General features: G+C 73.1%; 26 protein-coding genes. 6 read left to right on the top strand and 20 right to left on the bottom strand.

From position 1 onward, the window contains the following. Window positions 1–1062 carry a phosphatase PAP2 family protein gene (locus tag AB0D29_RS30605; protein WP_362858666.1) on the top strand — a complete coding sequence of 354 codons (1062 nt, stop codon included), beginning with the start codon at window positions 1–3 and terminating at the stop codon, window positions 1060–1062. A 284-nt stretch (window positions 1063–1346) separates the two neighbouring features. Here the strand turns inward: AB0D29_RS30605 and AB0D29_RS30600 are convergent, their stop codons facing one another. From AB0D29_RS30600 to AB0D29_RS30590, 3 genes are all read right to left on the bottom strand, one after another. Beyond that, the gene (locus AB0D29_RS30600; RefSeq protein ID WP_362858665.1) at window positions 1347–2327 is read right to left on the bottom strand and encodes a YafY family protein; all 981 of its coding nucleotides are present in this window, start codon (window positions 2325–2327) and stop codon (window positions 1347–1349) included. 113 nt (window positions 2328–2440) lie between these two features. Further along, the gene (locus AB0D29_RS30595; protein ID WP_362858726.1) at window positions 2441–2983 is read right to left on the bottom strand and encodes a hypothetical protein; all 543 of its coding nucleotides are present in this window, start codon (window positions 2981–2983) and stop codon (window positions 2441–2443) included. 98 nt (window positions 2984–3081) lie between these two features. Beyond that, window positions 3082–3846, bottom strand: a complete 765-nt coding sequence (locus tag AB0D29_RS30590; RefSeq protein ID WP_362858663.1) for a transglycosylase family protein — start codon at window positions 3844–3846, stop codon at window positions 3082–3084. Window positions 3847–4142: 296 nt separating this feature from the next. On the opposite strand from AB0D29_RS30590, the gene AB0D29_RS30585 reads away from it, so the two are divergent. Beyond that, window positions 4143–4949: a hypothetical protein gene (locus AB0D29_RS30585; RefSeq protein WP_362858662.1), complete on the top strand. Its 807-nt coding sequence runs from the start codon at window positions 4143–4145 to the stop codon at window positions 4947–4949. 207 nt (window positions 4950–5156) lie between these two features. Further along, complete coding sequence (locus tag AB0D29_RS30580; protein ID WP_362858661.1) at window positions 5157–5528, top strand: hypothetical protein; 372 nt, start codon at window positions 5157–5159, stop codon at window positions 5526–5528. A gap of 37 nt (window positions 5529–5565) precedes the next feature. Here the strand turns inward: AB0D29_RS30580 and der are convergent, their stop codons facing one another. From der to AB0D29_RS30555, 5 genes are all read right to left on the bottom strand, one after another. Continuing rightward, complete coding sequence (gene der, locus AB0D29_RS30575; RefSeq protein ID WP_362858660.1) at window positions 5566–7029, bottom strand: ribosome biogenesis GTPase Der; 1464 nt, start codon at window positions 7027–7029, stop codon at window positions 5566–5568. Between the two features lie 75 nt (window positions 7030–7104). Next, window positions 7105–7794: a lysophospholipid acyltransferase family protein gene (locus AB0D29_RS30570; RefSeq protein WP_362858659.1), complete on the bottom strand. Its 690-nt coding sequence runs from the start codon at window positions 7792–7794 to the stop codon at window positions 7105–7107. Next, entirely contained in the window at window positions 7749–8456 is a 708-nt protein-coding gene (gene cmk / locus AB0D29_RS30565) for a (d)CMP kinase (RefSeq protein WP_362858657.1), read from the bottom strand. Before cmk ends, AB0D29_RS30570 begins: the two co-directional genes overlap by 46 nt. A 185-nt stretch (window positions 8457–8641) precedes the next feature. Then, the gene (locus tag AB0D29_RS30560) at window positions 8642–9730 is read right to left on the bottom strand and encodes a prephenate dehydrogenase (RefSeq protein ID WP_351588261.1); all 1089 of its coding nucleotides are present in this window, start codon (window positions 9728–9730) and stop codon (window positions 8642–8644) included. 136 nt (window positions 9731–9866) lie between these two features. Then, window positions 9867–10313 carry a YidB family protein gene (locus tag AB0D29_RS30555; protein ID WP_362858656.1) on the bottom strand — a complete coding sequence of 149 codons (447 nt, stop codon included), beginning with the start codon at window positions 10311–10313 and terminating at the stop codon, window positions 9867–9869. A 137-nt stretch (window positions 10314–10450) separates the two neighbouring features. Here AB0D29_RS30555 and AB0D29_RS30550 point away from each other — a divergent pair, with 137 nt between their 5' ends. The 3 genes from AB0D29_RS30550 (at window position 10451) to AB0D29_RS30540 (ending at window position 12058) form a co-directional block, all read left to right on the top strand. After that, entirely contained in the window at window positions 10451–10792 is a 342-nt protein-coding gene (locus AB0D29_RS30550) for a DUF952 domain-containing protein (RefSeq protein WP_362858655.1), read from the top strand. Between the two features lie 83 nt (window positions 10793–10875). Further along, window positions 10876–11349 carry a Rieske (2Fe-2S) protein gene (locus AB0D29_RS30545; RefSeq protein ID WP_362858654.1) on the top strand — a complete coding sequence of 158 codons (474 nt, stop codon included), beginning with the start codon at window positions 10876–10878 and terminating at the stop codon, window positions 11347–11349. 28 nt (window positions 11350–11377) lie between these two features. Further along, complete coding sequence (locus AB0D29_RS30540; RefSeq protein ID WP_362858653.1) at window positions 11378–12058, top strand: nucleotidyltransferase domain-containing protein; 681 nt, start codon at window positions 11378–11380, stop codon at window positions 12056–12058. On the opposite strand, the gene AB0D29_RS30535 is transcribed toward AB0D29_RS30540, so the two are convergent. From AB0D29_RS30535 to AB0D29_RS30480, 12 genes are all read right to left on the bottom strand, one after another. Next, window positions 12047–12805, bottom strand: coding sequence for a nucleotidyltransferase domain-containing protein (locus AB0D29_RS30535; RefSeq protein WP_362858651.1), 759 nt, complete (start codon window positions 12803–12805; stop codon window positions 12047–12049). The two genes, AB0D29_RS30540 and AB0D29_RS30535, sit on opposite strands and share 12 nt — an antisense overlap. A 3-nt stretch (window positions 12806–12808) precedes the next feature. Continuing rightward, window positions 12809–13819, bottom strand: coding sequence for an ADP-ribosylglycohydrolase family protein (locus AB0D29_RS30530; protein ID WP_362858649.1), 1011 nt, complete (start codon window positions 13817–13819; stop codon window positions 12809–12811). Further along, window positions 13816–14547 carry an NUDIX domain-containing protein gene (locus AB0D29_RS30525; protein WP_362858647.1) on the bottom strand — a complete coding sequence of 244 codons (732 nt, stop codon included), beginning with the start codon at window positions 14545–14547 and terminating at the stop codon, window positions 13816–13818. The genes AB0D29_RS30530 and AB0D29_RS30525 overlap by 4 nt, the downstream gene beginning before the upstream one ends. Then, the gene (locus AB0D29_RS30520; protein WP_362858644.1) at window positions 14544–15638 is read right to left on the bottom strand and encodes an AAA family ATPase; all 1095 of its coding nucleotides are present in this window, start codon (window positions 15636–15638) and stop codon (window positions 14544–14546) included. Before AB0D29_RS30520 ends, AB0D29_RS30525 begins: the two co-directional genes overlap by 4 nt. Then, entirely contained in the window at window positions 15635–16243 is a 609-nt protein-coding gene (pnuC, locus tag AB0D29_RS30515; RefSeq protein ID WP_362858643.1) for a nicotinamide riboside transporter PnuC, read from the bottom strand. Before pnuC ends, AB0D29_RS30520 begins: the two co-directional genes overlap by 4 nt. Window positions 16244–16379: 136 nt before the next feature. Then, window positions 16380–17741: a pseudouridine synthase gene (locus AB0D29_RS30510; RefSeq protein WP_362858642.1), complete on the bottom strand. Its 1362-nt coding sequence runs from the start codon at window positions 17739–17741 to the stop codon at window positions 16380–16382. Continuing rightward, entirely contained in the window at window positions 17741–18376 is a 636-nt protein-coding gene (gene scpB / locus AB0D29_RS30505; RefSeq protein WP_362858641.1) for an SMC-Scp complex subunit ScpB, read from the bottom strand. The genes AB0D29_RS30510 and scpB overlap by 1 nt, the downstream gene beginning before the upstream one ends. Continuing rightward, window positions 18373–19488 (bottom strand): segregation/condensation protein A, encoded by a 1116-nt coding sequence (locus AB0D29_RS30500; protein WP_362858640.1) that lies wholly within the window; start codon window positions 19486–19488, stop codon window positions 18373–18375. Before AB0D29_RS30500 ends, scpB begins: the two co-directional genes overlap by 4 nt. Before the next feature lie 402 nt (window positions 19489–19890). Beyond that, entirely contained in the window at window positions 19891–20430 is a 540-nt protein-coding gene (locus AB0D29_RS30495) for a hypothetical protein (protein WP_362858638.1), read from the bottom strand. Then, window positions 20415–21533 (bottom strand): ParA family protein, encoded by a 1119-nt coding sequence (locus AB0D29_RS30490; RefSeq protein WP_319726258.1) that lies wholly within the window; start codon window positions 21531–21533, stop codon window positions 20415–20417. Before AB0D29_RS30490 ends, AB0D29_RS30495 begins: the two co-directional genes overlap by 16 nt. Window positions 21534–21901: 368 nt before the next feature. Next, window positions 21902–23017: an alanine dehydrogenase gene (ald, locus tag AB0D29_RS30485; protein ID WP_327386192.1), complete on the bottom strand. Its 1116-nt coding sequence runs from the start codon at window positions 23015–23017 to the stop codon at window positions 21902–21904. Window positions 23018–23169: 152 nt separating this feature from the next. After that, window positions 23170–25134 (bottom strand): tetratricopeptide repeat protein, encoded by a 1965-nt coding sequence (locus AB0D29_RS30480; RefSeq protein ID WP_362858636.1) that lies wholly within the window; start codon window positions 25132–25134, stop codon window positions 23170–23172. Window positions 25135–25314: the final 180 nt, after the last annotated feature.

Genomic DNA, 25314 nt, shown 5'->3' with positions numbered 1-25314 from the left:
GTGCGTACCGACCAAATCCTGACCCGTCTGGAGCGGGTGTTCGCCCGGCTGGACCGGGAACCAGAGCGACCGGCTCATCTGCAAACCCCGCAGATGAGCCGGCACCGCGTCGTACTCCTGGGATCGACCCTCGTCTTCTATCTCGCAATCGTGGTGGCCGTACTGACCACTTCGTGGCTGGTCCGCCTGGACTGGCAGATCATGTTCTTCCGGCCCTACGAACAGTGGCCGCAGGTACACGCCTTCCTCGACTACCTCGTCGTGCTCGGCCAGCGCGGACCCACCGCCGTCATGGTCGCCGCCTGGCTCGGCTGGCGCTGCTGGCGCCAGCACACGCTCCGGCCGCTGATCACCCTCGGCGTGGCGCTGCTCCTGCTCAACGTCACCGTCGGGTCGGTCAAGCTCGGCCTCGGCCGGCTCGGCCCGCACTACGCCACGGAGATCGGATCCGCCGAACTCTTCGCGGGCGGCGATATATTTCCTTCGGGCCACACCGCCAACGCCGTCGTGACCTGGGGGATCCTGGCCTACCTGGCCTCCACCGTGGTCACCCGGCGGGTGCTGTCCGTGGTGTCCGCGGTCGTCTCGCTGAGCGTCGGCGCCACCACCGTGTACCTCGGCACCCACTGGGTCAGTGACGTCCTGCTCGGCTGGTCCGCGGGGCTGCTGATCCTGCTGGCCCTGCCGTGGTTCGAGCCGCTCATCGCCCGCACCGAGGCCTACGTCTTCGACCTGCGCGAGCTGCTGCGCCGCCGCGCCGAGACCGGACGGATGCCCGCGCCCGTCGTCTCCGCGCTCATTCCGCTGCTCTCCGCGGGCGGCAAGTGGCAGCTGCGGCCCGTCGACGAGACCGTCGAGGAGCCGGTCCCGGTCCCCGCCGCGGCCGCGGCCGGCACGGCGCACTCCCCGGCTCCCCGGCCCGCCGCGCACCCGGCCGCCGGCCGGCCGCACCTGATCCGCTCCGAGCGGACCCCGGTCACCCCGGTCGGCAGCCGCCGCCCGGCGCACACCGAACGGGCCGCCGCCCGGGGGGCCGCGGCCCGTCCGATCGCCGGCGGCTGACGGACCCACCGCGGGGCGGTACGCACCACCTCACCCCGCGACACGGAGGCGGGCCCGGTCTCACCGACCAGGCCCGCCTTCGTCGTTCGTCAGCGTCGCGCCCGGACGTTCGTCCGTCCCGGGTCACGCTTGTGTCACAGAATATCTACAACCGCAAATTCTTATCCGAAGCGCGACACGCCCGGCGTGCAAGGACTTTGGAATTCACGCCGAGCTGCCCGGAATTCCCGTCGGGGATTGCCACGGTCTCATGGACCAGACCAGCTGAATCCCCCTCAGGTCCGCTACATTTCCTTCACTTCTCCGGCCTCCAGGGCCCTCCCCAGGAGATCCCGTGCGGCCCTGATCCGATCCGTCAGCTCCGGCGGCTCGACCACTTCGAACTCACAGCCGAGCAGCATGATGTGAATCACCAGAACGTCGAGGTTCGCCGCCCCGGTGCGCAGCAGACAGCTCTGCCCGTCCACCGGTTCCAGGACCCCGTCGCTCGGCCCGATGATCCGTCCCGCCTCCTGCGCCGAAACCTTCAGCCGCACCACCGCCCGGGCCGCGTACACCCGCTGCGACACGCCCTGGGAGACGTACGCGGCGAGGTCCTCGGCGGGCGGCGGGCGCGGGGTGAACCGCGGTCCGTGCGGCGGTCTGGGCTCGATCCGGTCGGCGCGGAAGGTCCGCCACGCCTCCCGGCCCACGTCCCAGGCGACCAGGTACCAGCGCCGCTCGGTGCACACCAGCCGGTGCGGCTCGACGGTGCGGCGGCTGACGTTGCCCTCGTGATCGCGGTAGTCGAAGCGCAGCCGCTCGCCGTCCCGGCAGACGGAGGCCAGTTCGGTCAGCACCGAGGCGTCCACCGTGGACCGCTCGGCCCCGCGCAGCATCGGCACGGTGAACTCGTTGAGCGCGGACACCCGGCGCCGCAGCCGCGAGGGCAGCACCTGCTCCAGTTTCGCGAGGGCGCGCACGGAGGCCTCGCCGATGCCCTCGACCCCGTTCCCGGCGGCGGTCCGCAGCCCGACGGCCACGGCCACGGCCTCGTCGTCGTCCAGCAGCAGCGGCGGCAGCTCGGCCCCCGCGCCCAGTTGGTAGCCGCCGCCGGTCCCGGGGCTGGCGTTCACCGGGTACCCGAGCTCCCGCAACCGGTCCACGTCGCGGCGGACCGTGCGTGCGGTGACCCCGAGGCGCTCCGCGAGATCGGCCCCGGTCCATTCGCGGTGGGCCTGCAACAGGGACAGCAGGCGCAGCAGTCGTGCGGAGGTGTCGAGCATCCCCCGAGTCTGCCAGCGGAGTCCGGCGGCGCGGAGCCGGGCGGGAGCGGGCCGGGGTGGCCGGGTGGGAGGGGGCCGGGCGGCCGGGTGTCAGCGGGCCGGGCGGCCGGGTGTCAGCAGGGCGGCGCCGGGGCGTCGTGGTCGCTGAGGTCGATCAGCCCGCACAGGCTCTTCAATGACACCTTCCAGACCCCGTCGTCGAGCACCGCGACCCCCTTGCTTTCCTCCAGCGCCGGGACGCCGCTGACCAGCAGGTCGTACGTCACCTTGGCCTCGGTGGGCGAGGTGAAGGTGATGTCCGAGATCTCCACCGCGGTATCGGGGCTGTCGGGATCGGTCCCGAAGAGGCCCAGCAGCATGGCGATCATCTCACCGTGTTGCAGCAGGTCGGCCTTCTCCTTGACCGGGGTCTCCGGGTCGAAGAAGGCGGCCCAGTTCTTCTCGATCTGCTCCTTGGCGGCCGCGGGGTCCGCCGGGCCGTCCGCGGCGGGAACGCCGGGATTGCCGGGAACGGCCGGGGCCACGGCCGCGGGCGGGGCCGGGGCGCCCTGCCCGCCCGGGCCGGCGGCCGCGGACCGTCCCGCCGCGGCCGGTACGGCCAGCAGGACTGCGGCCACCGCGCAGGCCGCCGCACGTGGATGTCTGCTCTGGACCATCTGGCTCACCACCGGAGTCCGAGCGAGCCGTTCGGCTCGTTGCTTCCAGCGTCAGCGCCCGCACGGCATCCCGCAACGCGCGCACGTGCCCGTGGCCGTCAGCGGCGGGGGGACGGAGCGGCAGGAGCCTCGGCGGGCGGCGGCGCCGGCACGGCGGGGGACGAGGGCCCCGGCCCGGCGGGCACCGCCGGAACCACCGGCTCAGGCCTCGGCTCCGGCTCCGGCCTCGGGTGCTGGTCCGGCTTCGGGTGCTGGTCCGGCTGCGGCCGCGGCTCGGGGACCCTCAGCAGCATGCCCACCGCGATCGCCTCCGGCCGCGCCCCGATCAGCTCCCGGTTCGCCTCGTACAGCGCCCGCCATCCGCCCCGCACCCGGTGCTTGCGCGCGATCGACACCAGCGTGTCCCCGGGCCGTACCGCGTGCATCCGCCCCGCCAGCCCGTACCGCTTCGAGCACACCGGCCAGGCGTTCCACCCCTGCGAGCCGAGGAGGTCCTCCGCGACCCGGATCTGCTGTCCGCGGGTCGCGAGGTCGGCCCGCCGGGCGAACGCCAGCCCCCCGTACTCCTCCCAGGTCGGCTGCCAGAACTGCAGCCCCCCGTAGAACCCGTTGCCGGTGTTGACCGCCCACCGGCCGCCGCTCTCGCAGTCGGCCACGCAGTCCCAGGGCCATTCCCCGCCCGGTCCGCAGTCCCCCGGCCCGCTGCCGATCACCCCGGGCGAGCCGGGGTGCGCCGCGCCCGCCGGTCCGGGCGCGGGCGGTGGCGGAGCCGCGGCCGCGGGGCCGCAGGGAAGTACGAGCACCAGCACGGCGGCAGCGGCGACGCCTACGGCGGCGGCCCGGCGGATCCGGAGGTTGGGCATCGGGTCACGCTACGCAGCCCCCCGCGGCCCCCTCCGGCCCGCCACGCGGCGGGTCACCGCACCCCACCCGGTCGGCCGACCCGCCCCCCTGCCCCAAACGGCCATACCCGGCCGCCAACTGAGCACAATCAGAAAACAGTTGGCACGAAAACAACACCCCGGTCAGACGGTTCACTCTTCCGGGGGCCCGGTTCGATTCCGTTCCCTCCAATGGCGTGACCCCGGCCGCCGCTCCCCCGTTGAGCCCGGCGAGCCGGGAGTCCCCCGGCCCCGCACCTATGCCGAGGAGCCACCCCGTGCCGCGCATGCTCGACGTCAGTGATGAGGTACGTGCCGAGATCGGTGACGAAGAAGCCGACAGGCTGCTCGTCGGCGAGGACGCGCCGCGCAGTTACGACTGCACTTCCTGCCGCACCCCCGGCGACCCCGAGAACGACCGCACCAGCACGGTGCTGTTCGTCGGCGAGGAGACCGCCGTCCTCGCCTTCGCCCACGCCACCTGCATCCCCTCGCAGGTCGTCTCCGTCTCCGAGGAGCAGCTCCAGGGCGCCGTCCGCAGCATCACCGGCGACAGCCCGGCGCCCGGCGCCGACGGCAACGCCCCGCAGAACGTGCCCGGCGGCCAGGCCGTCCTCGGCATCACCAGCGGCCTGATCCTCATCGGCGGCGAGCTGCACCCCGCCCTGGTCGTCGAGCCGACCGCGCCGATCGCCCGCCCCGGCAGCGACGGCCCCGGCGACGACTTCCTGCCGCTCCTCATCGAGCAGGGCTTCGTCCCGGTCATCGAGACCTCCGAGCTCCCCACCGACCTGGTCGGCTGGTCGGTCCTGCTCGCCGGCGGCCAGCTGCACGCCGTGCTGCAGCCGGGCACCGAGGGCGGCGGCCAGGTCGCCTGGTGGCAGGCGCACCAGGCGCTGTCGGTCACCGACGGCTGGCGCAACGCCGTCCAGAAGACCCAGCGCGTGCTCATCTACGCCGCCCCGGTGGGCTCCATCGGCCAGCAGCCCCGCGAGGACCTGCTGCGCGACGCGCTCGACAAGGCCGCCGCCTCGGGCAAGCTCGTGGCCGCCCGTATGCCCCTGGCGGGTACGGGCGGGGCCTGATCCAGCGGGTTACCGGAACGGCCGCCAGCCCCCGGCGAGGGGGCCCGGCGGCGTGCGCCGGGGGTGTGCGGTCCGTCCCGCACACCCCCGGCGATCTGCGTTTCCTCCCCCGTCACCCCGCATCCGCAAGCCGTCGGTTTCGTTGGCTGATACGTGCATTCATACGACTCCTCCCGCGCCCCGTCCTATCCGAGCACCGTCCCCGCGATGCGCCCCGCACGCGACCGGGACAGCGCTCCGGCCGTCTCGCACACCCCGATCTACGACACGCTGTACTCCGAGTACCTGCGTGCCTTCCGGGCACTGCCGGGCGACCGTACGGGCGAGGAGGACCTCGGGTTCACGGCCTTCTCGTACGGGGGCGGGTACACCGGCGGCGGCAGCCCGTACGGCAGCGGCTGGAACGGTTCGGCATGGCAGCGGACCGACGACTGGCAGCCCTCGTACGCCCCGCAGCCGCAGCCCCAACCGGCCTACTCGTACGCGGGCAGCCCCGGATACACCGGCGGGCGGCAGCACCAGACCGGGATGACACACGTCCCGGCGGCCCTGCCGCCCGCTCCGCGCCGGGGCTACTGACCCCGTACAGCTCGTCCGCCCACCGCGGCCTCTGCTGCTACTTCTTCTTCTTGTACTGGGCGCCGCGCTTCTCGCGCACCCGCACCGAGATGTGGATCGGGGTGCCCTCGAAGCCGAACTCCTCGCGCAGGCGGCGCTCGATGAAGCGCCGGTAGCCGTGCTCCAGGAAGCCGGAGGCGAAGAGGACGAACCGCGGCGGCTTGCTGCCCGCCTGGGTACCGAACAGGATGCGGGGCTGCTTGCCGCCGCGGATCGGGTGCGGGTGGGCGGCGACGACCTCACCGAGGAAGGCGTTCAGCCGGCCGGTGGGGACGCGCGTCTCCCAGCCCGCGAGGGCGGTCTCGATCGCCGGGACCAGCTTCTCCATGTGGCGGCCGGTGAGCGCCGAGACGTTCACCCGGGGCGCCCAGGCGACCTGCTGCATCTCGGTCTCGATCTCGCGCTCGAGGTAGTAGCGGCGCTCCTCGTCGAGCTCGTCCCACTTGTTGTAGGCGATGACGATCGCGCGGCCGGCCTCGACGGCCATGGTGATGATGCGCTGGTCCTGGACGCTGATGGTCTCGGTGGTGTCGATCAGGATCACCGCGACCTCCGCCTTCTCGACGGCGGCGGCCGTGCGCAGGGAGGCGTAGTAGTCGGCGCCCTGCTGGAGGTGGACCTTCTTGCGGATGCCGGCGGTGTCGACGAACTTCCACGTGATGCCGCCGAGCTCGATCAGCTCGTCGACCGGGTCGCGGGTGGTGCCGGCCAGCTCGTTGACGACGACGCGGTCCTCCTTCGCCACCTTGTTGAGCAGCGAGGACTTGCCGACGTTCGGGCGGCCGATCAGCGCGATGCGGCGCGGGCCGCCGGGGGCGGCGCCGCCGAAGGTCTGCGCGGGGGCCTCGGGCAGGGCCTCCAGGACGGCGTCGAGCATGTCGCCGGTGCCGCGGCCGTGCAGCGAGGAGACCGGGTGCGGCATGCCGAGGCCGAGCGACCACAGCGAGGCCGCGTCGGCCTCGCCGCTCTGGCCGTCGACCTTGTTGGCGCACAGGACGACGGGCTTGCCCGCCTTGCGCAGCAGGCGTACGACGGCCTCGTCGGTGTCGGTGGCGCCGACCTTGGAGTCGACGACGAAGACGACCGCGTCGGCGGCCTCGATGGCGTACTCGGCCTGGGCGGCGACGGAGGCGTCGATGCCGAGGACGTCCTGCTCCCAGCCACCGGTGTCGACGACCTTGAAGCGCCGGCCGGCCCATTCGGCCTCGTACGTGACGCGGTCGCGGGTGACACCGGGCTTGTCCTCGACGACGGCCTCGCGGCGGCCGATGATCCGGTTCACCAGGGTCGACTTGCCGACGTTCGGGCGTCCCACGACGGCGAGGACGGGCAGCGGGCCGTGGCCCGCCTCCTCGATGGCGCCTTCGACGTCCTCGATGTCGAAGCCTTCTTCCGCGGCGAGCTCCATGAACTCCGCGTACTCGGCGTCGCCAAGTGCTCCGTGGTCGTGCTGGTCGTTCATGAAGTCCGTTCCTCGTCGTTCGTGGTGGTCGGTGGCACCCGCGCAGCGCGGTTCCACTACTAGGTCAAGTCTCGCTCAGCGCCCGGTGAGGCGCTTGGCGTCGGCCAGGTGGGCGGTCAGCCGGTCCTGGATGCGTGTGGTGGCCTCGTCCAGCGCGGTACGGGTACGTCGACCCGTGCCGTCGCCGGCGTCGAAGGCGGAGCCGAAGACGACGTCGACCCGGCTCTTGAAGGGCGGCAGCCCCGGGATCAGCTTTCCGCGGCTCTCGCCGCTGCCCAGGACGGCCACGGGCACGATGGGCGCTCCGCTGCGGACCGAGAAGTACGCGAGACCCGCGCGCAGCGAGGCGAAGTCCCCCTCGCCTCGGGTGCCCTCGGGGAAGATCCCCAGGGCCCCTCCGTTGTCGAGCACCTTCAGGGCGCGCCCTATCGCCGTCCGGTCGGTGCCTGTGCGGTCGACCTTGACCTGCCCGATCCCGTCGAGGAAGGGGCCGAGCGGGCCGACGTACGCTTCCTTCTTGATCAGGAAGTGCAGGGGTCGCGGTGCGGTGCCCATGACCATCGGGCCGTCTATGTTGTGCGAGTGGTTCACGGCGAGGATCACGGGACCGGAGGCGGGCACCTTCCAGGCGCCCAGCACGCGCGGCTTCCACAGCCCGTACATGAGCCCGATGCCGATGCGCCTGCCGACCGCCGCACCCGTGAGGGAGGGCGATTCGCTCACTTGCGGCCCGCCCGCTTCTCTTCCACCAGGGTCACGACGCATTCGATCACCTGGTCGAGCGTGAGCTCGGTGGTGTCCACCTCGACGGCGTCGTCGGCCTTGGCCAGCGGGGAGGCCTTGCGGCCGGAGTCGGCCGCGTCGCGCTTGATCAGCGCCTCCTTGGTGGCCGCCAGGTCGGTGGCCTCCTTGCCGCGGAGCTCGCCGCTGCGCCGGGCGGCGCGCGCCTCGGCGGAGGCGGTCAGGAAGATCTTGAGGTCGGCGTCGGGCAGCACGGTGGTGCCGATGTCCCGGCCCTCGACGACGATCCCCTCGGCCTCCAGGGCCGCCTCGGCGGCGATGGAGCGCTGGAGCTCGGTGATCAGGGTGCGCACCTCGGGGACGGCGCTGACGGCGCTGACCTTGGAGGTGACCTCCTGGGTGCGGACGGGGCCGGCGGCGTCCAGGCCGTCCACCGTGATGGTGGGGGCGGCCGGGTCGGTGCCGGAGACGATGGCGGGCTTGCCCGCGGCGACGGCGATGGCCTGCGGGTCGTCGGTGTCGACGCCGTTGCTGATCATCCACCAGGTGATGGCCCGGTACTGGGCACCGGTGTCCAGGTAGCGCAGCCCGAGCTTGGCGGCCACGGCCTTGGAGGTGCTGGACTTGCCCGTGCCGGAGGGACCGTCGATGGCGACGATCACGGCGGACGGAGCTGCGGTTTCCACGGTGCGGGCACCTTCCTGGTTGCGCGTACGTGTCCGGGCGCGGCAAAACGCCCCTCCCCAAGGTTACCGGCCCCCGACGGCTCCCGGCCCCGCCTTGTTTTCCGGCCGGGAACACCCCCGGCCGGCCGTGTGCGTCCGGCCCCGTCCGGGGGTCCGGGGCGGAGCCCCCGGACCCCACGGCGGCGCTACTGCTGGCGCAGCGCCCAGCCCCGTTCCCGCAGCTCGGCCGTGAGGCCGGCCACCGCCCGCGGCTCCACCATCAGCTGCACGAGGCCGGCCTGCTGGCCCGTCGCGTGCTCGATCCGCACGTCCTCGATGTTGACCCCGGCCCGGCCCGCGTCGGCGAAGATGCGCGCGAGCTCGCCCGGCTGGTCGCTGATGAGCACGGCCACCGTCTCGTAGACCGTCGGCGCCGCGCCGTGCTTGCCCGGTACCCGCACCCGGCCCGCGTTCCCGCGCCGCAGCACGTCCTCGATGCCCGCCGCGCCGCCGCGCCGCTTCTCCACGTCGGCGGACTGGAGGCCCCGCAGCGCCTCCACGGTCTCCTCCAGGTCGGCCGCGATCCCGGCGAGGACGTCGGCCACCGGCCCCGGGTTCGCCGACAGGATCTCCACCCACATCCGCGGGTCGGAGGCCGCGATCCGGGTCACGTCCCTTATGCCCTGCCCGCACAGCCGGACCGCCGTCTCGTCCGCCTCCTCCAGCCGGGCCGCGACCATGCTGGAGACCAGCTGCGGGGTGTGCGAGACGAGCGCCACCGCCCGGTCGTGCGCGTCCGCGTCCATCACCACGGGGACGGCACGGCACAGGGCCACCAGTTCCAGCGCGAGGTTCAGCACCTCGTGTTCGGTGTCCCGGGTCGGGGTCAGCACCCACGGGCGGCCCTCGAAGAGGTCCGCGGTGGCCGCGAGCGGCCCCGACTGCTCCTTGCCCGCCATCGGGTGCGTGCCGATGTAGGCGGTGACGTCCACGCCGAGCGCCGCCAGCTCCCGCCGCGGCCCGCCCTTGACGCTGGCCACGTCCACGTAGGCCCGCGCCGCCTTGCGTCCGATCAGGTCGGCCAGCGTCGCCGCCACGTGGGCCGGCGGTACGGCGACGATCGCGAGGTCGACCTGACCCTCGGGGGCCTCGTCGGTGCCGGCCCCGAGGGCGGCTGCCGTCCGGGCCCGGTCCGGATCGTGGTCGGCGAGGTGCACGGTGATCCCGCGCGCCGCCAGGGCGAGCGCCGCGGAGGTGCCGATCAGTCCGGTTCCGATGACGACGGCGGTTCTCACGGGCGCTCCAGGGTTGCGTACGGCTACTGCACGGTGACGGGACTTGCCCGGCCAGGGTAGCCAGAGCGGACGCACCAAGGCCCGGCGGTCCGTCCGGTGGGACGGTCCGCCGGGCCCGGGTTGTCGTCGCCTGGGGTCAGAGCGCCTGCGCCTTGATGATGTCCTCCAGCGAACCGGACGGCACCTGCCCCTGCGGGGTCAGCTTGTCGACCGCCTGCGGCAGCGCCTGCGCGATCTCGTCGGCGGCCTGCTCCGGGGAGACGCCGGCCTGTTCGGCGGCCTGCCGGAGGGCTCCGGCCGGCAGCGCCTCCTTGATCTGGTCGGCGCTGACGGGCTTGTTCTCACCGGTGCCGATCCAGGACTGCGCCTGGTCGGCGAGGCCGGACTTGGTCAGCATGTCCAGCAGGCCGCCGAGCGGATTGTTCGCGCCGTTGCTGCCGGCCGCATGGCCGCCGCCCGCGCCGCCGGCGCCGCCGAGCGCGCCGATCAGCGCGCCGAGGATGTTGCCGCCGCCGCTCCCGCCCTGCCCGCCGCCGCCGCCGAGGAGACCGCCGAGAAGAGAGCCGAGGTCGTTACCCGCCATGGTCCTGCCTTTCGAAGAGGGACCGGGCCGCGCGGACAGCGCCGTACCCGGCTCCAAGACACGGACAATGTCACCCATACCGCCTCATGCCGCCACCCGATGCGCGGGCCCCGGGCCGCTGCGGTAGAACGATCCGCATGATCTTCCACATCGTCCCGCTCGCCGCCTGGGCCGCCGCGCCCGAGCTCCCGTACGCCCCGCCCTCTCTGGACTCGGAGGGGTTCGTGCACTGTTCGGCCGATCGCCCGACGGCGCTCGCGATCGCCGACGCGCACTACCGCGAGGTGCCGGGTACGTTGCTCGCGGTGGAGCTCGACGAGGACGCCCTGACCGCGGAGGTCCGCCGCGAGGGTGAATCGGGCGTCCGCTACCCACATGTCCACGGTCCGTTGAACCGGGAGGCCGTGACCCACGTGTGGGAGGTCGTACGCACACCCGGCACCCCTGCCTCACTGGCCCCATGGGAACCGGGCCGATGAAACGGCGCGGCAAGCTTCACCTGAAGCTCGCCGCAGGCCAGGATGCTGCACGCCCTTCCCGGCCACAACGCGAGGAGAGACTCATGAGCGACCCCACGCACACCGCCCGGCGCACGGTACTGGCGGCGGGCGCGGCCGCCCTGGCCGGCGGTGCGCTGACCGCCTGCGGCAGTGACGGCGAGAAGACCCCCAAGGGGGAGGCGAACGTCTCGGCGTCCGTACCCGCCGCCTCCGACGCCGCCACCCCGGAATCCGGTTCGGCGGCCAAGGACGTCCTCGTCAAGACCGCGGACGTGCCCAAGGGCGGCGGCACGATCCTCAAGGAGCAGAAGCTCGTCGTCACCCAGCCCACGGCCGGGTCCTTCCGCTGCTTCACGGCGGTCTGCCCGCACCAGGGCTGCCTGGTGAACAAGGTGGACAACGGCACCATCGACTGCCCCTGCCACGGCAGCACGTTCGCCATCGCGGACGGCGCGGTGACCAAGGGGCCCGCCACCAAGGGACTGGCGGAGAAGAAGATCAAGGTCGCGGCGGACGGCAATATCTCGCTCGCATAGCGGCAGGTCAGGCGCCTACGCTCGCCCCATGGACGATCTGACACTGGTACGGGACCACACGGTCTACCGGTGCGTGATGGGGTCCCGGGCGTTCGGGCTGGCGACGGAGGCGAGCGACACCGACCGGCGCGGTGTCTACCTCGCCCCGGCTCCGCTGTTCTGGCGGTTCGAGAAACCCCCCACGCACGTGGAGGGCCCGCGGGACGAGGAGTTCTCGTGGGAGCTGGAGCGCTTCTGCGAACTCGCGCTGCGGGCCAACCCGAACGTCCTGGAGTGTCTGCACTCGCCCCTGGTGGACGAGCTCACCCCGGTGGGCGAGGAACTGCTCTCGCTGCGCGAGGCCTTCCTCTCCCGCCGGGCCCACACCAGCTTCAGCCGGTACGCGGTCTCCCAGCGCGGCAAACTCCTCGCCGACGTCCGCGTCCACGGCGCCCCGCGCTGGAAGCACGCCATGCACCTGCTGCGCCTGCTGCTGTCCTGCCGCGACCTCCTGCGCACGGGCCGCCTGACCATCGACGCGGGCCCGTACCGCGACCGTCTCCTCGCCGTCCGCCGCGGGGAGCTCACCTGGGACGAGGTCGACGCCTGGATGGCCCGCCTCCAGGAGGAGACGGAGACCGCCCTGGCCACCACGTCCCTGCCCGCGGAACCGGACCGGGCCCGCGTCGAGGACTTCCTGGTCCGCGCCCGCCGCGCGTCAGTCGCGTAGCGTCCGACGCCGTACGACGAACGCGTCGAGGGCCTCGTACGCCGACCCGTGCTCGGGCAGCGCGGAGGCGGACTGCGCCGCGTCCAGTACCGCGTGCAGCGCCTCGAAGTCCGCGCGCACCCCGCCGACGGCCGGCCCCTCGTAGCCCCCGTGTTCGGCGGCCACCTTGGCCTCGATCAGGGCGGCGAGGTACGGGGGCGCCTCGGGCACCTCGGCCAGCAGGGTCGGCAGGTGCGCCTGCACCGTGCCCGACCGCATCAGGTGGATGCCGGTGAGCAGCGCCCGGAACGCGTAGAGCAGCGGCTTGAGTTCGGCGGCCTTCTCGAAGAGCCGCCACTGCGTGTTGGCGAACCCCCGGTAGTGGTGGGCGTGGTGGGAGGTCAGCACGCCGGGGGCCAGCGCGATCAGCTCCTCGTGCGCCGGTGTCGTGTGGACCACGAGCGGGGAGAGCAGCTGCTCCAGGACGTAGCCGTTGCGGTTCAGCATCAGGCGGACGAACTTGCGCAGGTCGTGCGTGACGAGGTCCATCTCCACGTCGTCCCGGTCCCACATGCGGGTGCGGGTCTCCTCCGGTTCGCGCAGGCCGAGGAGGGCCCGCGCCGGCAGGAGGTGGGCGCCGCGCAGGTCGATGTCGGAGTCCCGGGACGGGAAGCCGTACAGGTGCGCGCCCGAGACCGTGGCGAAGAGCAGCGGGTCGGGCTGCTCCGCCACGACGGGGGTCAGGTCGATACTCAGTGCGTCCAGCATGGATCAAGCATCCCAGAGGGCTCCGAAGGCCAGGAGTTCGTCCCGGTACTCGATGCGGCCCTCCCAGTCCCGGGGCCAGACGTCGGCCCCGAGGCGGGCTCCGGCGAAGGCGCCGGCGAGGCAGGCGATGGAGTCCGAGTCGCCCCGCGTGCAGGCCGCGCGGCGCAGCGCCAGGAGGGGCTCGTCGGGAAAGAGGAGGAAGCACTGGAGGGCGGTGGCGAGGGCCTCCTCCGCGATCCAGCCGTCGCCGGTGGTCAGGCAGGGGTCCGTCTCCGGGGACGGGGAGCGCAGGGCGGCCGCCAGCCGTTCCAGGACCGCCAGGCACTCGTCCCAGCCGCGCGCCATGAAGGACTCGGGCGAGGCGTCGGAGGAGGTCCGCGTCCAGAGGTCGCCGAGCCAGCGCTCGTGGTAACGGGTGCGGTTCTCCAGGGCGTACGAGCGCAGCCGTCCGACCAGGCCCGTCACCTCGGTGCCGGTGGCGAGCAGGTGCACGGCCCGTGCCGTCAGGTCGGAGGCGGCGAGCGCCGTCGGGTGCCCGTGGGTGAGGGCCGACTGGAGCTGGGCCGCGCCCGCCCGTTCCTCTTCCGTCCAGCCGGGCACCAGCCCGACGGGGACCACGCGCATGTTCGCGCCGCAGCCCTTGGAGCCGAGCTGGCTGGCGTCCCGCCAGTCCCGTTCGGGCAGGTTCAGGAGGCTGCAGGCCTTGAGGCAGGTGTTCCCCGGCGCCCGGTTGTTCTCCGGGGAGTGGTACCAGTCGACGAACTCCTCGCGGACCGGCCGGGCCAGGCGCAGCGGGCCGATCGGGCCGCGCTCCATGGCGGTGCGCATCCCGCGGGCGAGGGCGAGGGTCATCTGGGTGTCGTCCGTGACGATCGCCGGGCGGGGGAGCTGCATCTCCCGCCACGGGCCGGTCTTGGCCAGGATCGAGGGCACGTCGTTGAACTCGGTCGGGAAGCCGAGGGCGTCGCCCAGGGCCAGGCCGATCAGGGCGCCCGTCGCGGCTCGCTTCGTCATCGAGTGGGTCCTTCCGGTCGGAGCAGAGGGGGATGCAGGGCGGTCGCCGGGCCGGGCCGGTAGAGGGCGGCCGGTTTGCCGCGGCCGCCGGTGAGCCGGGCGCCGCCGGGCACGGCCTCGACGAACCCCGGTGTCGTGAGGACCTTGCGGCGGAAGTTGGGGCGGTCGAGGGCGGTGTCCCAGACGGTCTCGTAGACGGCCCGGAGCTCGCCCAGGGTGAACTCGGGCGGGCAGAAGGCGGTGGCCAGGCAGGTGTACTCCAGCTTCGAGCCGATCCGCTCCCGCGCGTCCGCCAGGATCGCGGCGTGGTCGAAGGCCAGCTCCGAGGCCTCCCCCAACGCCAGCCAGCGGGCGTGCGCGGCGTCCCCGCCGCCCTCCGCCGCCGGTTCGGGCATGTCCGGGACGAGGGCCGTGAAGGCCACCGAGACCACCCGCATCCGCGGATCCCGGTCCGGTTCGCTGTAGGTGCGCAGCTGCTCCAGGTGGAGCGCCGCCACCACGTCCTCGGGCAGGCCGGTTTCCTCGGCCAGTTCGCGCCGGGCGGCCGTCTCGGCGGACTCCCGCGGCAGGACGAACCCCCCGGGCAGCGCCCAGGCCCCCGCGTACGGCTCCTGTCCGCGCCGGATCAGCAGCACGTGCAGGGCTCCGGCGCGGACGGTGAACACGGCCAGGTCGACCGTCACCGCGAACGGCTCGAAGGCGTGCGGGTCGTATCCGGCGGCGGTCACCGGGCCTGCGCCCGGACGTTCTCCGGCAACGGGTCGGCGAAGTACCAGCCCTCGCCGAGCAGCTCGTCGACGGCGGCGACGGCCTGGGAGAGGCGGGCCTCCCGGTCCCCGTCCACGGTCAGGAAACGTCTCCCGGTGCGCTCCAGTTCCGCCCGGAACCGGCCGGTCATCCAGGGCCGCAGCTGTGGCCCGTCCCGCAGCCCGTCGTCCTCGAAGGGCACGTCGGCGTGGTCGGTCAGCAGGTACAGGTCCCGGCGGGTCCGGGCGGCGATCCGCTCGACCTCGGGGTTTCGGTCGCCCATGTACCGCTCGTGCCAGATCCCGGTGGCGAAGGAGTCGGTGTCGCAGAACAGCACCGGGGAGCCGAGCCGGGCGGCCCGTTCCTCGTCCGCGTCCTGGTGGCGCGCGATGACCGGGAACTCCTGCGAGGTGAAGGACACGTCCGCCCAGGACGCCGCCGGGTCGGCCGCGCGGGCCGCCGCCAGCTTCTCCTCGCTGTACCGGCGGCCGTACTCGGCGACCCAGCCGGTCTTGGCCCAGACGCCGCCGCGCCGGCGGTAGTGGTCGGCCAGGGCCCGCGACAGCGTGGTGGTCCCGGTGGACTCCGCGCCCAGGACGACGACGCGCCGGGTCAGCGCGGCGCGCACGGCCGGCCCCAGGAACTCCCAGGAGCCGACCGGGTCCCTGCGCACCGCCGTCCCGGACACCGGGAACAGCGTCCGCTCCCGGTCCACGAGGACCTCCTCGGCGCCGAACCGCCGGGCGAGCTCGCTCCCGTACTCCTCCGAGGTGAACACGGCGTCCACCCGCCCGGGGACCGCGCTGCGGAAGACCGCCATGTGCGCCTCCCAGATGGCCGGGTCGTGCAGGTCGACCGGGATGTCGTCGACGGCGCCGACGACCTCGGCCCCGGGGTGCGCCTCGCGCATCCAGGCGACCCGGTCGGCGAGCGGGACCGACTCGACGGAGGCGGCGCACACCAGCACGGTCAGCCGCTCGCACTGGTCCTGGGCGGTGCGGACGAGGTGGTGGTGGCCGGCGTGCGGCGGGTAGAACTTGCCGAGGACCAGCCCGTGCCCGTGGCGCCTCATGCCGTCGCCTCCGCCGCCGTACGGGCGTCCCGCGCGGGCAGCGTGCGCCGCCAGCCGAGGAGTCCGACCACGCACAGGGCGAGGAAGCCCACGTAGAGCGCGGAGGTCAGGTAGAGCCCCTTGTAGGCGTAGAGCGGGATGTAGACGAGGTCGGCGGCGATCCACAGCCACCAGGACTCGACGAGCTTGCGGCACTGCCCGTAGGTGGCCGCGAGCGACAGCGCGGTGGTCAGCGCGTCCCAGAAGGGGACGGTGGAGTCGGTGGCCCGGCTCAGCAGCAGCGTGAGCCCGAGCACCGCCACCGCCCCAGCCGCGGCGAGCCCGGCCCATTCGGTGCGCGTGGTACGGCGCACCGGCAGGGCCTCGGCGGATCCTGGTCCACCCCCGTGGGTCCAGGACCACCAGCCGTAGGCGGCGAGGGCGATGAAGACGATCTGGAGCCCGGCGTCGGCGTAGAGGCCGGCCTGGGCGAAGAGCACGATGAAGAAGATGTTGTTGGCGATGCCGATCGGCCAGTTGGCGACGTGCTGCCGGGCGACCAGCCAGACGCACAGGGCGCCGGTGGCGAAGCCGAGCACCTCGGTCCAGTTCATGGTCCAGCTCATGCCGACCCCCCTCACTCCGGATTAATAGTCATGTTGACTATAAACCCTGGATCGGGTGCCGGACAAGCGAAAAGCCCGCAGCGCCGGGGGCACTGCGGGCTTCCACCGCTCAGGAGCGGACGTACTGACGTACCGACTACAGACCGACCTCGCGCATCAGCATGCCGACCTCGGTGTTGGTCAGGCGGCGCAGCCAGCCGGACTTCTGGTCGCCGAGCTCGATCGGGCCGAAGGAGGTCCGGACGAGCTTCTCGACCGGGAAGCCGGCCTCCGCCATCATGCGGCGGACGATGTGCTTGCGGCCCTCGTGGAGGGTGACCTCGACCAGGTAGTTCTTGCCGACCTGGTCGACGACGCGGAAGTGGTCGGCGCGGGCGTACCCGTCCTCCAGCTCGATGCCGTCCTTGAGGCGCTTGCCGATCTCACGCGGCAGCGGGCCGGTGATGGCGGCGACGTAGGTCTTCTTCACACCGTACTTCGGGTGCGTGAGGCGGTGGGCCAGCTCGCCGTGGTTGGTGAGCAGGATGATGCCCTCGGTCTCGGTGTCGAGCCGGCCGACGTGGAAGAGACGCGTCTCACGGTTGGTGACGTAGTCGCCGAGGCACTGGCGGCCGTCGGGGTCCTCCATCGTGGAGACGACGCCGGCGGGCTTGTTCAGCGCGAAGAAGAGGTACGACTGGGTGGCGACGGTCAGACCGTCCACCTTGATCTCGTCCTTCGGCTGGACGCGCTTGCCCTGCTCCAGCACGATCTCGCCGTTGACCTCGACGCGGGCCTGCTCGATGAGCTCCTCGCAGGCGCGGCGCGAGCCCATGCCGGCGCGGGCGAGCACCTTCTGCAGACGCTCCCCCTCCTCCTCGGCGCCCGGGAAGGTCTTCGGGGTCTTGATCACGGGCTTGTCCGCGTACCGGTCGCGCACGCGCTCCTCGATGCGCGCGTCCAGCTCGCGGGGGCGGGACTGGCCGCTGCGGCTGCCGGGGCCGCGGCGCGGGCCGCCGGCCCCGCCGATGCCGGGGGTCTTGGAGGTCTTGGGGCCGCCCTTGGCGCCACCGCGCGCGGCCGCGCCACGGGCACCGCCGCCGCCGGCCTTGGGACCGCTGCGGCCGCTGCGCTCACCCTCGGGGCCCACGTCGTAGCGGCGCTCCTCGGGGCGCGGGTTGCGGATCCGCGGCGGCGGAGCCTGGTCGCGGTCGCGGGAGTCCGAGCCACCGCCCTGGTAACCGCCGCCCTGGTAGCCGCCACCGCCCTGGTAGCCGCCGCCGGAGCTGCCGCCGCGGTAACCGCCGCCGCCTCCGGTGGAGCCGCCGCGGGAGGACCCACCGCGGGAGCCGCCACCGCCGGAGGAGCCACCGCGGGAGCTGCCACCGCCGGAGGGGCCGCCGCCGCGGTAGTTGCCGCCGGAGGAGGAGCCGCCGCGGGAGTTACCACCGCGTCCGCCACCACCGCCGCCGCCGCTGTTCCTGTTGCCGCCGCCGTTGCCGTTGCCGCTGCTTCGCATCAAATGTCCGTCGTCTTGTCGTCTACATCGGTATCCGGAGCATCCGGATCGAACGACGGCACACCTTCTTGCGTCTCGGCTTCGATCGCGTCCGCCTCGGGGAGGAAGGGCGCGAGCTCCGGGAGCTCGTCCAGGCCTCGCAGGCCCATCCGCTCCAGAAAGTAGTTCGTCGTCCTGTATAGGATCGCACCTGTTTCGGGTTCCGTCCCCGCCTCCTCCACCAGACCCCGCTGGAGGAGGGTCCGCATGACCCCGTCGCAGTTGACTCCGCGGACCGCCGAGACCCGCGAGCGGCTCACCGGCTGGCGGTACGCGACGACGGCGAGGGTCTCCAGGGCCGCCTGGGTGAGCCGGGCCTGCTGGCCGTCCAGTACGAAGCCCTCGACGGCCGGGGCGTACTCGGCCCGGGTGTAGAACCGCCAGCCGCCCGCGACCAGCCGCAGCTCGAATCCCCTGCGCGCGGCCGTGTACTCGTCGGCGAGCTCGCGCAGCGCGTCCGCGACCTCGCGCGGGGTCCGCTCCAGCACCTTGGCGAGGTGCGCCTCGGTCGCGGGCTCGTCCACGACCATGAGCACGGCTTCCAGCGCCGGCTTCAGCTCCAGCGCGGCCACCGCGCTCGTCCCTTCGCTGCTCAATCCTTCGCCTCCACGATCTGATCGAACTCGTCGGTCACGGTCGGCATGCCGTCGCCGTCGCCGCCGCTCCAGCGCACGGTGAGCGTCCGCAGGGCCTCCTCCTGGTCGAGGACCACCGCCTTCTCCCGGTAGAGCTCCAGGAGGGCCAGGAAGCGCGCGACGACGGTGAGGGTGTCCCCGGCGTCCTCGGTGAGCTCCTGGAAGGTGGCCTCCCCGCGCGCCTTCAGCATCCGCACCACGAGCCCGGCCTGCTCGCGCACGCTGACGAGGGGCGCGTGGATGTGGTCCACGTACACCTGCGGCTTGGCCTTGGGCTGCATGGCCTTGACGGCGAGGCGGGCGAACCCTTCGGGCCCGATGCTGATGACGACCTCGGGCAGCAGGTCCGCGTGGTGCGGCTCCAGCCCGACGGTCCTCGGGTACCGCTTGCCCTCGGCCTCGGCCCGCGCCTCGAAGATCTCGGCGATCTGCTTGTACGCGCGGTACTGGAGCAGGCGCGCGAAGAGCAGGTCCCGGGCCTCCAGGAGGGCGAGGTCCGCCTCGTCCTCGACCTCGGCGGCCGGCAGCAGCCGGGCGGCCTTGAGGTCGAGGAGGGTGGCGGCGACGACGAGGAACTCGGTGGTCTGGTCGAGGTCCCAGTCCGGACCCATGGCCCGGATGTGGGCCATGAACTCGTCGGTGACCTTGGACAGCGCGACCTCGGTGACGTCGAGCTTGTGCCGCGAGATCAGCTGGAGCAGCAGGTCGAAGGGCCCCTCGAAGTTGGCGAGCCGCAAGGTGAACCGCCCGTCGCCTCCGGCGGGGCCCGCCCCGCCCTCGGCCGGGCCGGCTTCGGCGGGGGCCGCGGGGGTTTCCGCGCCCCCGGTCCCGACGTGGTCGCCCTCGGCGGGTACCTCGGCCGGGTCGGCCGGATGGTCCTGCTGCGCGTCTGGGGGGCCGTCCGGGGGGCCGGGGGTGTCCTGGGGCTCCGCCCCGCCCTCCGCCGGCGCGGGCCGCTCAGCGGGCGCGTCAGGGGTTTCGGGCCCCGCGCCCGCGTCCGCCGCCCCGGGTGTGCCGGGGCCGCGCCCCAGCGGTCGCCGGGGCGGTCGGCCGGATTCGGCGGGGAGGGGCATCGCGGTCCAAGTGGTGCGCAGGGGCGGCGGGGGCGGGCCGGGCGGAGCGACACGGCCACGAGCAGCCTAGGTCCTGTCCGGGCGATCTTCGTGGATCAGGCCGCGGCGTCCTCGGCCGTACTGGCGCGCTCCGAACAACGCGGCGAGGGTGTCCGGCTGCCGGGCATCGCGGGGGCGGAGGAGCGCCGGCGGCGTACCTGACGTGCTCGGGCTCCCCGGCAACGCCGCGCGGTGCGGGCGACGCTTCGGCGGGGGCGTGCGGATCCGCCCCCGGGGGTCTCGTACGGGAAGGTCCTCGGGCGGGGCCCCGGACCCGGCGGGAGCCGCCGGCGCGGGCCGCTCAGCGGGCGGGCCCTGGACCGGCGGGTCCGGCGGGGCTCGGCGGAGCCGGCCGCAGGCCGGTCAGCGGCCGCGCAGGCGGCGTACCAGGATGCTGGCGTCCCCGCGGGACTCCAGGTCGGCGAGGACCACCGCCACCGCCTCACGGACGATGCGGCCCCGGTCGACGGCCAGCCCGTGCTCCCCGCGCAGCACCAGCCGCGCGTGTTCCAGGTCCATGAGCTCCTCGGCGGAGACGTAGACCGTGATCTTCTCGTCGTGCCGTTCGCGGCCGCTGGGCCGCCGGTTCGCACCGCGGCCCTGCCCCTTGCCCCGGCGGGTCGCGCCTGTCGGGGCGGCGACCGCCCCGCCGGCCGGGCCGGCGGGGCTGACAGAACCTTCCTGCGGTCGTCGCGGCTGCCCCACGACGGGCCCGCCGGACGCCGTACCGGCCTCAGCCTCCCGGCTGCGGCCCTCCCCCGCCGCGCCCTCGGCCGAACTCGCCGAGTGCTCCGCGACGGGTGCCTCGTCGACCCCGCGCCGCGGCGAGGACGACTGGAGCGCCATCCCCCCGGTCGTACGGAACAGTTCGTCGGCTCCGGGCAGACTCACTCGGCGTGACACCGGGCGAGCACCTCCCTGGCCAGCTGGCGGTAGGCGGCGGCGCCGACGGAGTTGGACGCGTACGTCGTGATCGGCTCACCGGCGACCGTGGTCTCCGGGAAGCGCACCGTGCGGCCGATGACCGTGTGGTAGACGTGGTCGTCGAAGGCCTCGACGACGCGCGCCAGCACCTCACGGCTGTGCACCGTACGGGAGTCGTACATCGTGGCGAGGATGCCGTCGAGCTCCAGCTCGGGGTTGAGCCGCTCCTGCACCTTCTCGATGGTCTCGGTCAGCAGCGCCACGCCGCGCAGCGCGAAGAACTCGCACTCCAGCGGGACGATGACCTTGTGAGCCGCCGTCAGGGCGTTCACGGTCAGCAGACCGAGCGAGGGCTGACAGTCGATCACGATGTAGTCGTAGTCGGCCATCAGGGGCTTCAGGGCCCGCTGCAGGGTGGACTCGCGCGCGACCTCACTGACCAACTGCACTTCCGCAGCGGACAGGTCGATGTTGCTCGGCAGCAGGTCCATGTTGGGGACCGCCGTCTTGAGCAGCACCTCGTCGGCCGACATGCCCCGCTCCATGAGCAGGTTGTAGACCGTCAGGTCGAGTTCCATCGGGTTCACGCCGAGACCCACGGACAGTGCGCCCTGCGGGTCGAAGTCGACGAGCAGCACGCGGCGCCCGTACTCGGCGAGCGCGGCACCCAGGTTGATGGTCGACGTGGTCTTCCCCACGCCGCCCTTCTGGTTGCACATCGCGATGATCTTCGCCGGACCGTGGTCGGTCAGCGGACCCGGGATCGGGAAGTACGGGAGCGGGCGTCCGGTCGGGCCGATCCGCTCACGGCGCTGGCGTGCAGCGTCGGGGGCGAGGGTGGCCGCGTACTCGGGGTCCGGTTCGTACTCCGCGTCGGGGTCGTAGAAGTGCCCTTCGGGCACATTGTCGTAGTCGGCGAAACCAGTGGGCTTTTCGCCGCTCAGGTCGCCGGCCCTGGAGTTCACGTCTAGGCCGTCCATGCTCTTTTGGGGCGTCGTCATGTGCTGGTGGTTTGCGAAGGTGCGTACCGCGACGGAGCCGACGGCTTCGAGCCCGGTAGGGCCTTGGCCCCGCTCGGGCATCCCTGCTCGACCACCCCCAGGAGCAAATGTCGACTCATTCACAAGTCGTCTTACCTCCTCGGACGTGACCAGGACACTTATCGATAGGTCAGCGTGGCACCATGCCGACGGTTGGCGACTCTATGGCGTGTCACCACTCAGCGGCAACACAATCCGCCGGACCCGGCACGATGTGTCGGCAACCGAACACCACTCTGTCAAGGGCGTGCGAGCTGTCGCTGCGAAGTTTCGCGGGTGCGCGAAAGGGTTAAAGGGTTACGTTCGAGGCGAGTTGAGCGGGGTCTCGGGGCATGCCGCAAACGCGTCCGGCCGGACCTTGCGGGCAAGGTCCGGCCGGATACGTGAGATTGACGTCAGTCGTTGACGCGTCAGCCGAGGAGCGTGCTCAGCTCGAGGGTCTCGAGGCCGTGGGCCTCGGCGACCGGACCGTAAACGACCTGGCCGTCATGGGTGTTGAGGCCCAGGCCGAGCGCGGGGTCACGGCGCAGCGCCTCGACCCAGCCGAGGTTCGCGAGCTGCACGATGTAGGGCAGCGTGGCGTTCGTCAGCGCGTAGGTGGAGGTGTTCGGAACCGCGCCCGGCATGTTGGCGACGCAGTAGAAGACCGAGTTGTGGACCTGGAAGGTCGGCTCGGCGTGGGTGGTCGGACGGGAGTCCTCGAAGCAGCCGCCCTGGTCGATCGCAATGTCGACAAGTACACTTCCGGGCTTCATCTTGGCGACGAGCTCGTTGGTGACCAGCTTCGGGGCCTTCGCACCCGGGATCAGCACCGCGCCGATGACGAGGTCGGCCTCGACGACGGCCTTCTCGAGCTCGTAGGCGTTGGAGACGATCGTCTTGATCTTCGTACCGAAGATCTTGTCGGCCTCGCGGAGCTTGTTGATGTCGCGGTCGAGCAGGGTCACGTGGAAGCCCATGCCGATGGCGATCTGCGCGGCGTTCCAGCCGGAGACGCCGCCGCCGATGACCACGCACTCGCCGGCGTGGGTGCCGGGGACACCGCCCGGGAGGACGCCGCGGCCGCCGGCCGAGCGCATCAGGTGGTAGGCGCCGACCTGCGGGGCCAGCCGGCCCGCGACCTCGGACATCGGGGCGAGCAGCGGCAGCGCGCGGTTGGCGAGCTCGACCGTCTCGTACGCGATGGCGGTGGTGCCGGACTCCAGGAGGGCGTCCGTGCACTCGCGGGAGGCCGCCAGGTGCAGGTAGGTGAAGAGGGTCTGGTCCTTGCGGAGGCGGTGGTACTCCTCCGCGATCGGCTCCTTGACCTTCAGCAGCAGGTCGGCGGTGGCCCAGACCTCGTCGGCGGTGCCGAGGATCTCCGCACCGGCCGAGACGTACTCGGCGTCCGTGATCGAGGAGCCGACACCGGCGTTCTGCTCGATGAAGACCTGGTGGCCGTTGCGGACCAGCTCATGCACGCCGGCGGGCGTGATGGCGACCCGGAACTCGTTGTTCTTGACCTCGCGGGGGATGCCGACCTTCATCGTCGATCACGGTCCTTGGCTCAGGGGATTTTTCGGGGCACTTCCATACATACCCGCCCACAAGAACGCGCAACGGGATGCACCACGGGATGTCGTGGTGAAGCCAGTCTAATGAAGGACGACGCGCTGTCTAGCCTTGCAAACAAATAATCTCAGTCGATATCACTGCGGATTTCGCAGGCTGCGGGGTCGTCTCCCAGCAATCTGTCGGCTGCGGAGCGGTGCAGCCTGGCAGCCGCGGGGTCGCCCAGCCTGTCGAGCGTGTCGGCCAGCCGGACCTGCAGCGCGGCCTGAAGCCGCTGGTCGCCGGCCCTGCGCGCGAGCTCCACGGCCTCACGGCAGGTGTGCAGCGATTCCTCGGGCCGTCCCGCGTACTCCTGGACCCGCGCCATCTCGCTCAACGCCTTTGCCTGCCCCGGCACATCGGCCAGTTTCCGGTAGCCCGCGGCGGCCGCCCGCCAGCTGCGCAGCGCGTCCCCGTACCGGCCCGCGTACGTGTGCACGTTCCCCAGCCGCCCGTACAGCCGGGCCTCGTCCGCGCGCTCCCCCCGCGCGAGGGCCTGGGAGAGCGCCCGGCCGAACCAGTCGGCGGCCCGGTGCCAGTCCGCCAGCTCCTGGTACGCGCCGCCTACGGATTCCATCGCGCGGCCGGTCGCGTACGGGTCCCCGGCGGCCTTTCCCGCGACCAGCGCGGCCCGGTAGCGCTCCAGGGCCTCGTGGGTCCGGCCGGTCTCGGCGTCCAGGTCGGCCAGGTTCAGCAGCGCGGCGGCCTGCTCCCGGTGCAGGTCCCGGCGCTCCGCCACGTCCAGGACCAGCCGGTGCAGCCCGTACAGCTCGGGAGCGGCCCCGGCGGTGCCCCGGTGCTCCGCGAGGGCCCGTACGAGGGCGGCGACCAGCCGGCGCGCCAGGGTGTCCAGCTCCCCGTCGGCCACGGCCAGCGAGGCGGCCGCGGCGAGCGCGGGCAGCCGGGTGTCCAGCCAGGTGGCGGCGGCCCGCCGGTCCGGGAACCGCAGGGCGCGCGGCAGGCCGTCCAGCACCTCCCGTACGTCCTCCTCGTCCGCCGCGGCCATCGCCCCGCAGGAGTGCAGCAGCCGGACCGTGCGCTCCAGCATCCGGGCCCGGGCCAGCTGGACCTCGGCGGGCCGCTCCTTGGCCTCCAGCAGGGCCTGGAGCAGGGGTGCGAGGCAGCCGGGCAGCAGGAACAGCCCGTCGTGCGCCCCCTGTACGAGTCCCAGCCCGGCGAAATCGTCCAGCGTGGCCTGGGCGGCGGCCACGGAGCAGCCGGCGAGGGCGGAGGCGGTGTGCGAGTCGACGAGGCCCGCGGGGGCCAGCGGCAGCAGCCGCAGGGTCCGCTGCGCGGGCTGCGGCAGGGACTCGTAGACGAGCCGGAAACACCGGGCGAGCGGGCCTCCGGTGAGGGCCGGCATCTCGTGCAGCTGCTTGGCCACATCGGCGACGGAGGCCTTGGGCCGGGCGGCGAGCCACCCGCCGACGAGGCCGAGCGCGGCGGGCTGGCCCCCGCACTCCTCGGCGAGGGCGTCGGCGGCCCGCGGATCGGCGGTGACGCGGGTGTCGCCGATGTGCTGGGCGAGCAGCTCGACGGCGGAGGGCGTGTCGAGCCCGCCGAGGGTGCAGGGCCGCACGTCCGGAATCCCCGTGAGGGGCCCCTCGGAGGTGACCACGACCAGGCACTCGGGGGTGTCCGGCAGCAGGGCGTCGACCTGATGCGGATCGGCGGCGTCGTCGACCAGGATGATCACCCGCCGGCCGTCGAGCGCGGTGCGGAGGGCCGAGCTCAGCTCGTCCTCGCCGGCTCCGGGCGGGGTGGGCCGCCCGAGCCCTTCCAGCAGGCCCCTGACGGCGCGCTCGGTGGCCACCGTCTCCCCTCCGGGGAGGACGAGCCGGGTCCGGAGCACTCCGTCGGGGTACTCGTCCGCCACCTCGCGCACGAACTCCTCGGCGAGGGCCGTCCGCCCGGAGCCCGGCCGCCCGGCGACGAGCAGCACCCTCGCCCGGGGCGCCTTGGCCTTCCGGCCGGAGAGGGTGTCGAGCCCGGTCCGCGCGATGTCCTCGCGCAGCTCCTTGAGCTCACGCCGCCGCCCGACGAAATCCGTCACGGATCCGCTCCTCTCCCTGCCTTCGGATGGCGAGCGTAGTTCACGCAGAGCGACGACCCGTGTGGAGCGCGGCGGGCAAATCCCCCAATCGGATCAGCGGATGGTCCCATTTTTCGACGCAGCGCTCGCACGGCTCGGCCCCGGGGGGCCTCCTCGGCTTCGCGCCGTTCCTCCGGGCGG

Origin of the sequence: Streptomyces sp. NPDC048424 (genome assembly GCF_040651555.1) — a bacterium.
Lineage (GTDB): Bacteria > Actinomycetota > Actinomycetes > Streptomycetales > Streptomycetaceae > Streptomyces.
This window is presented reverse-complemented; position numbering and strand designations above follow the sequence as displayed.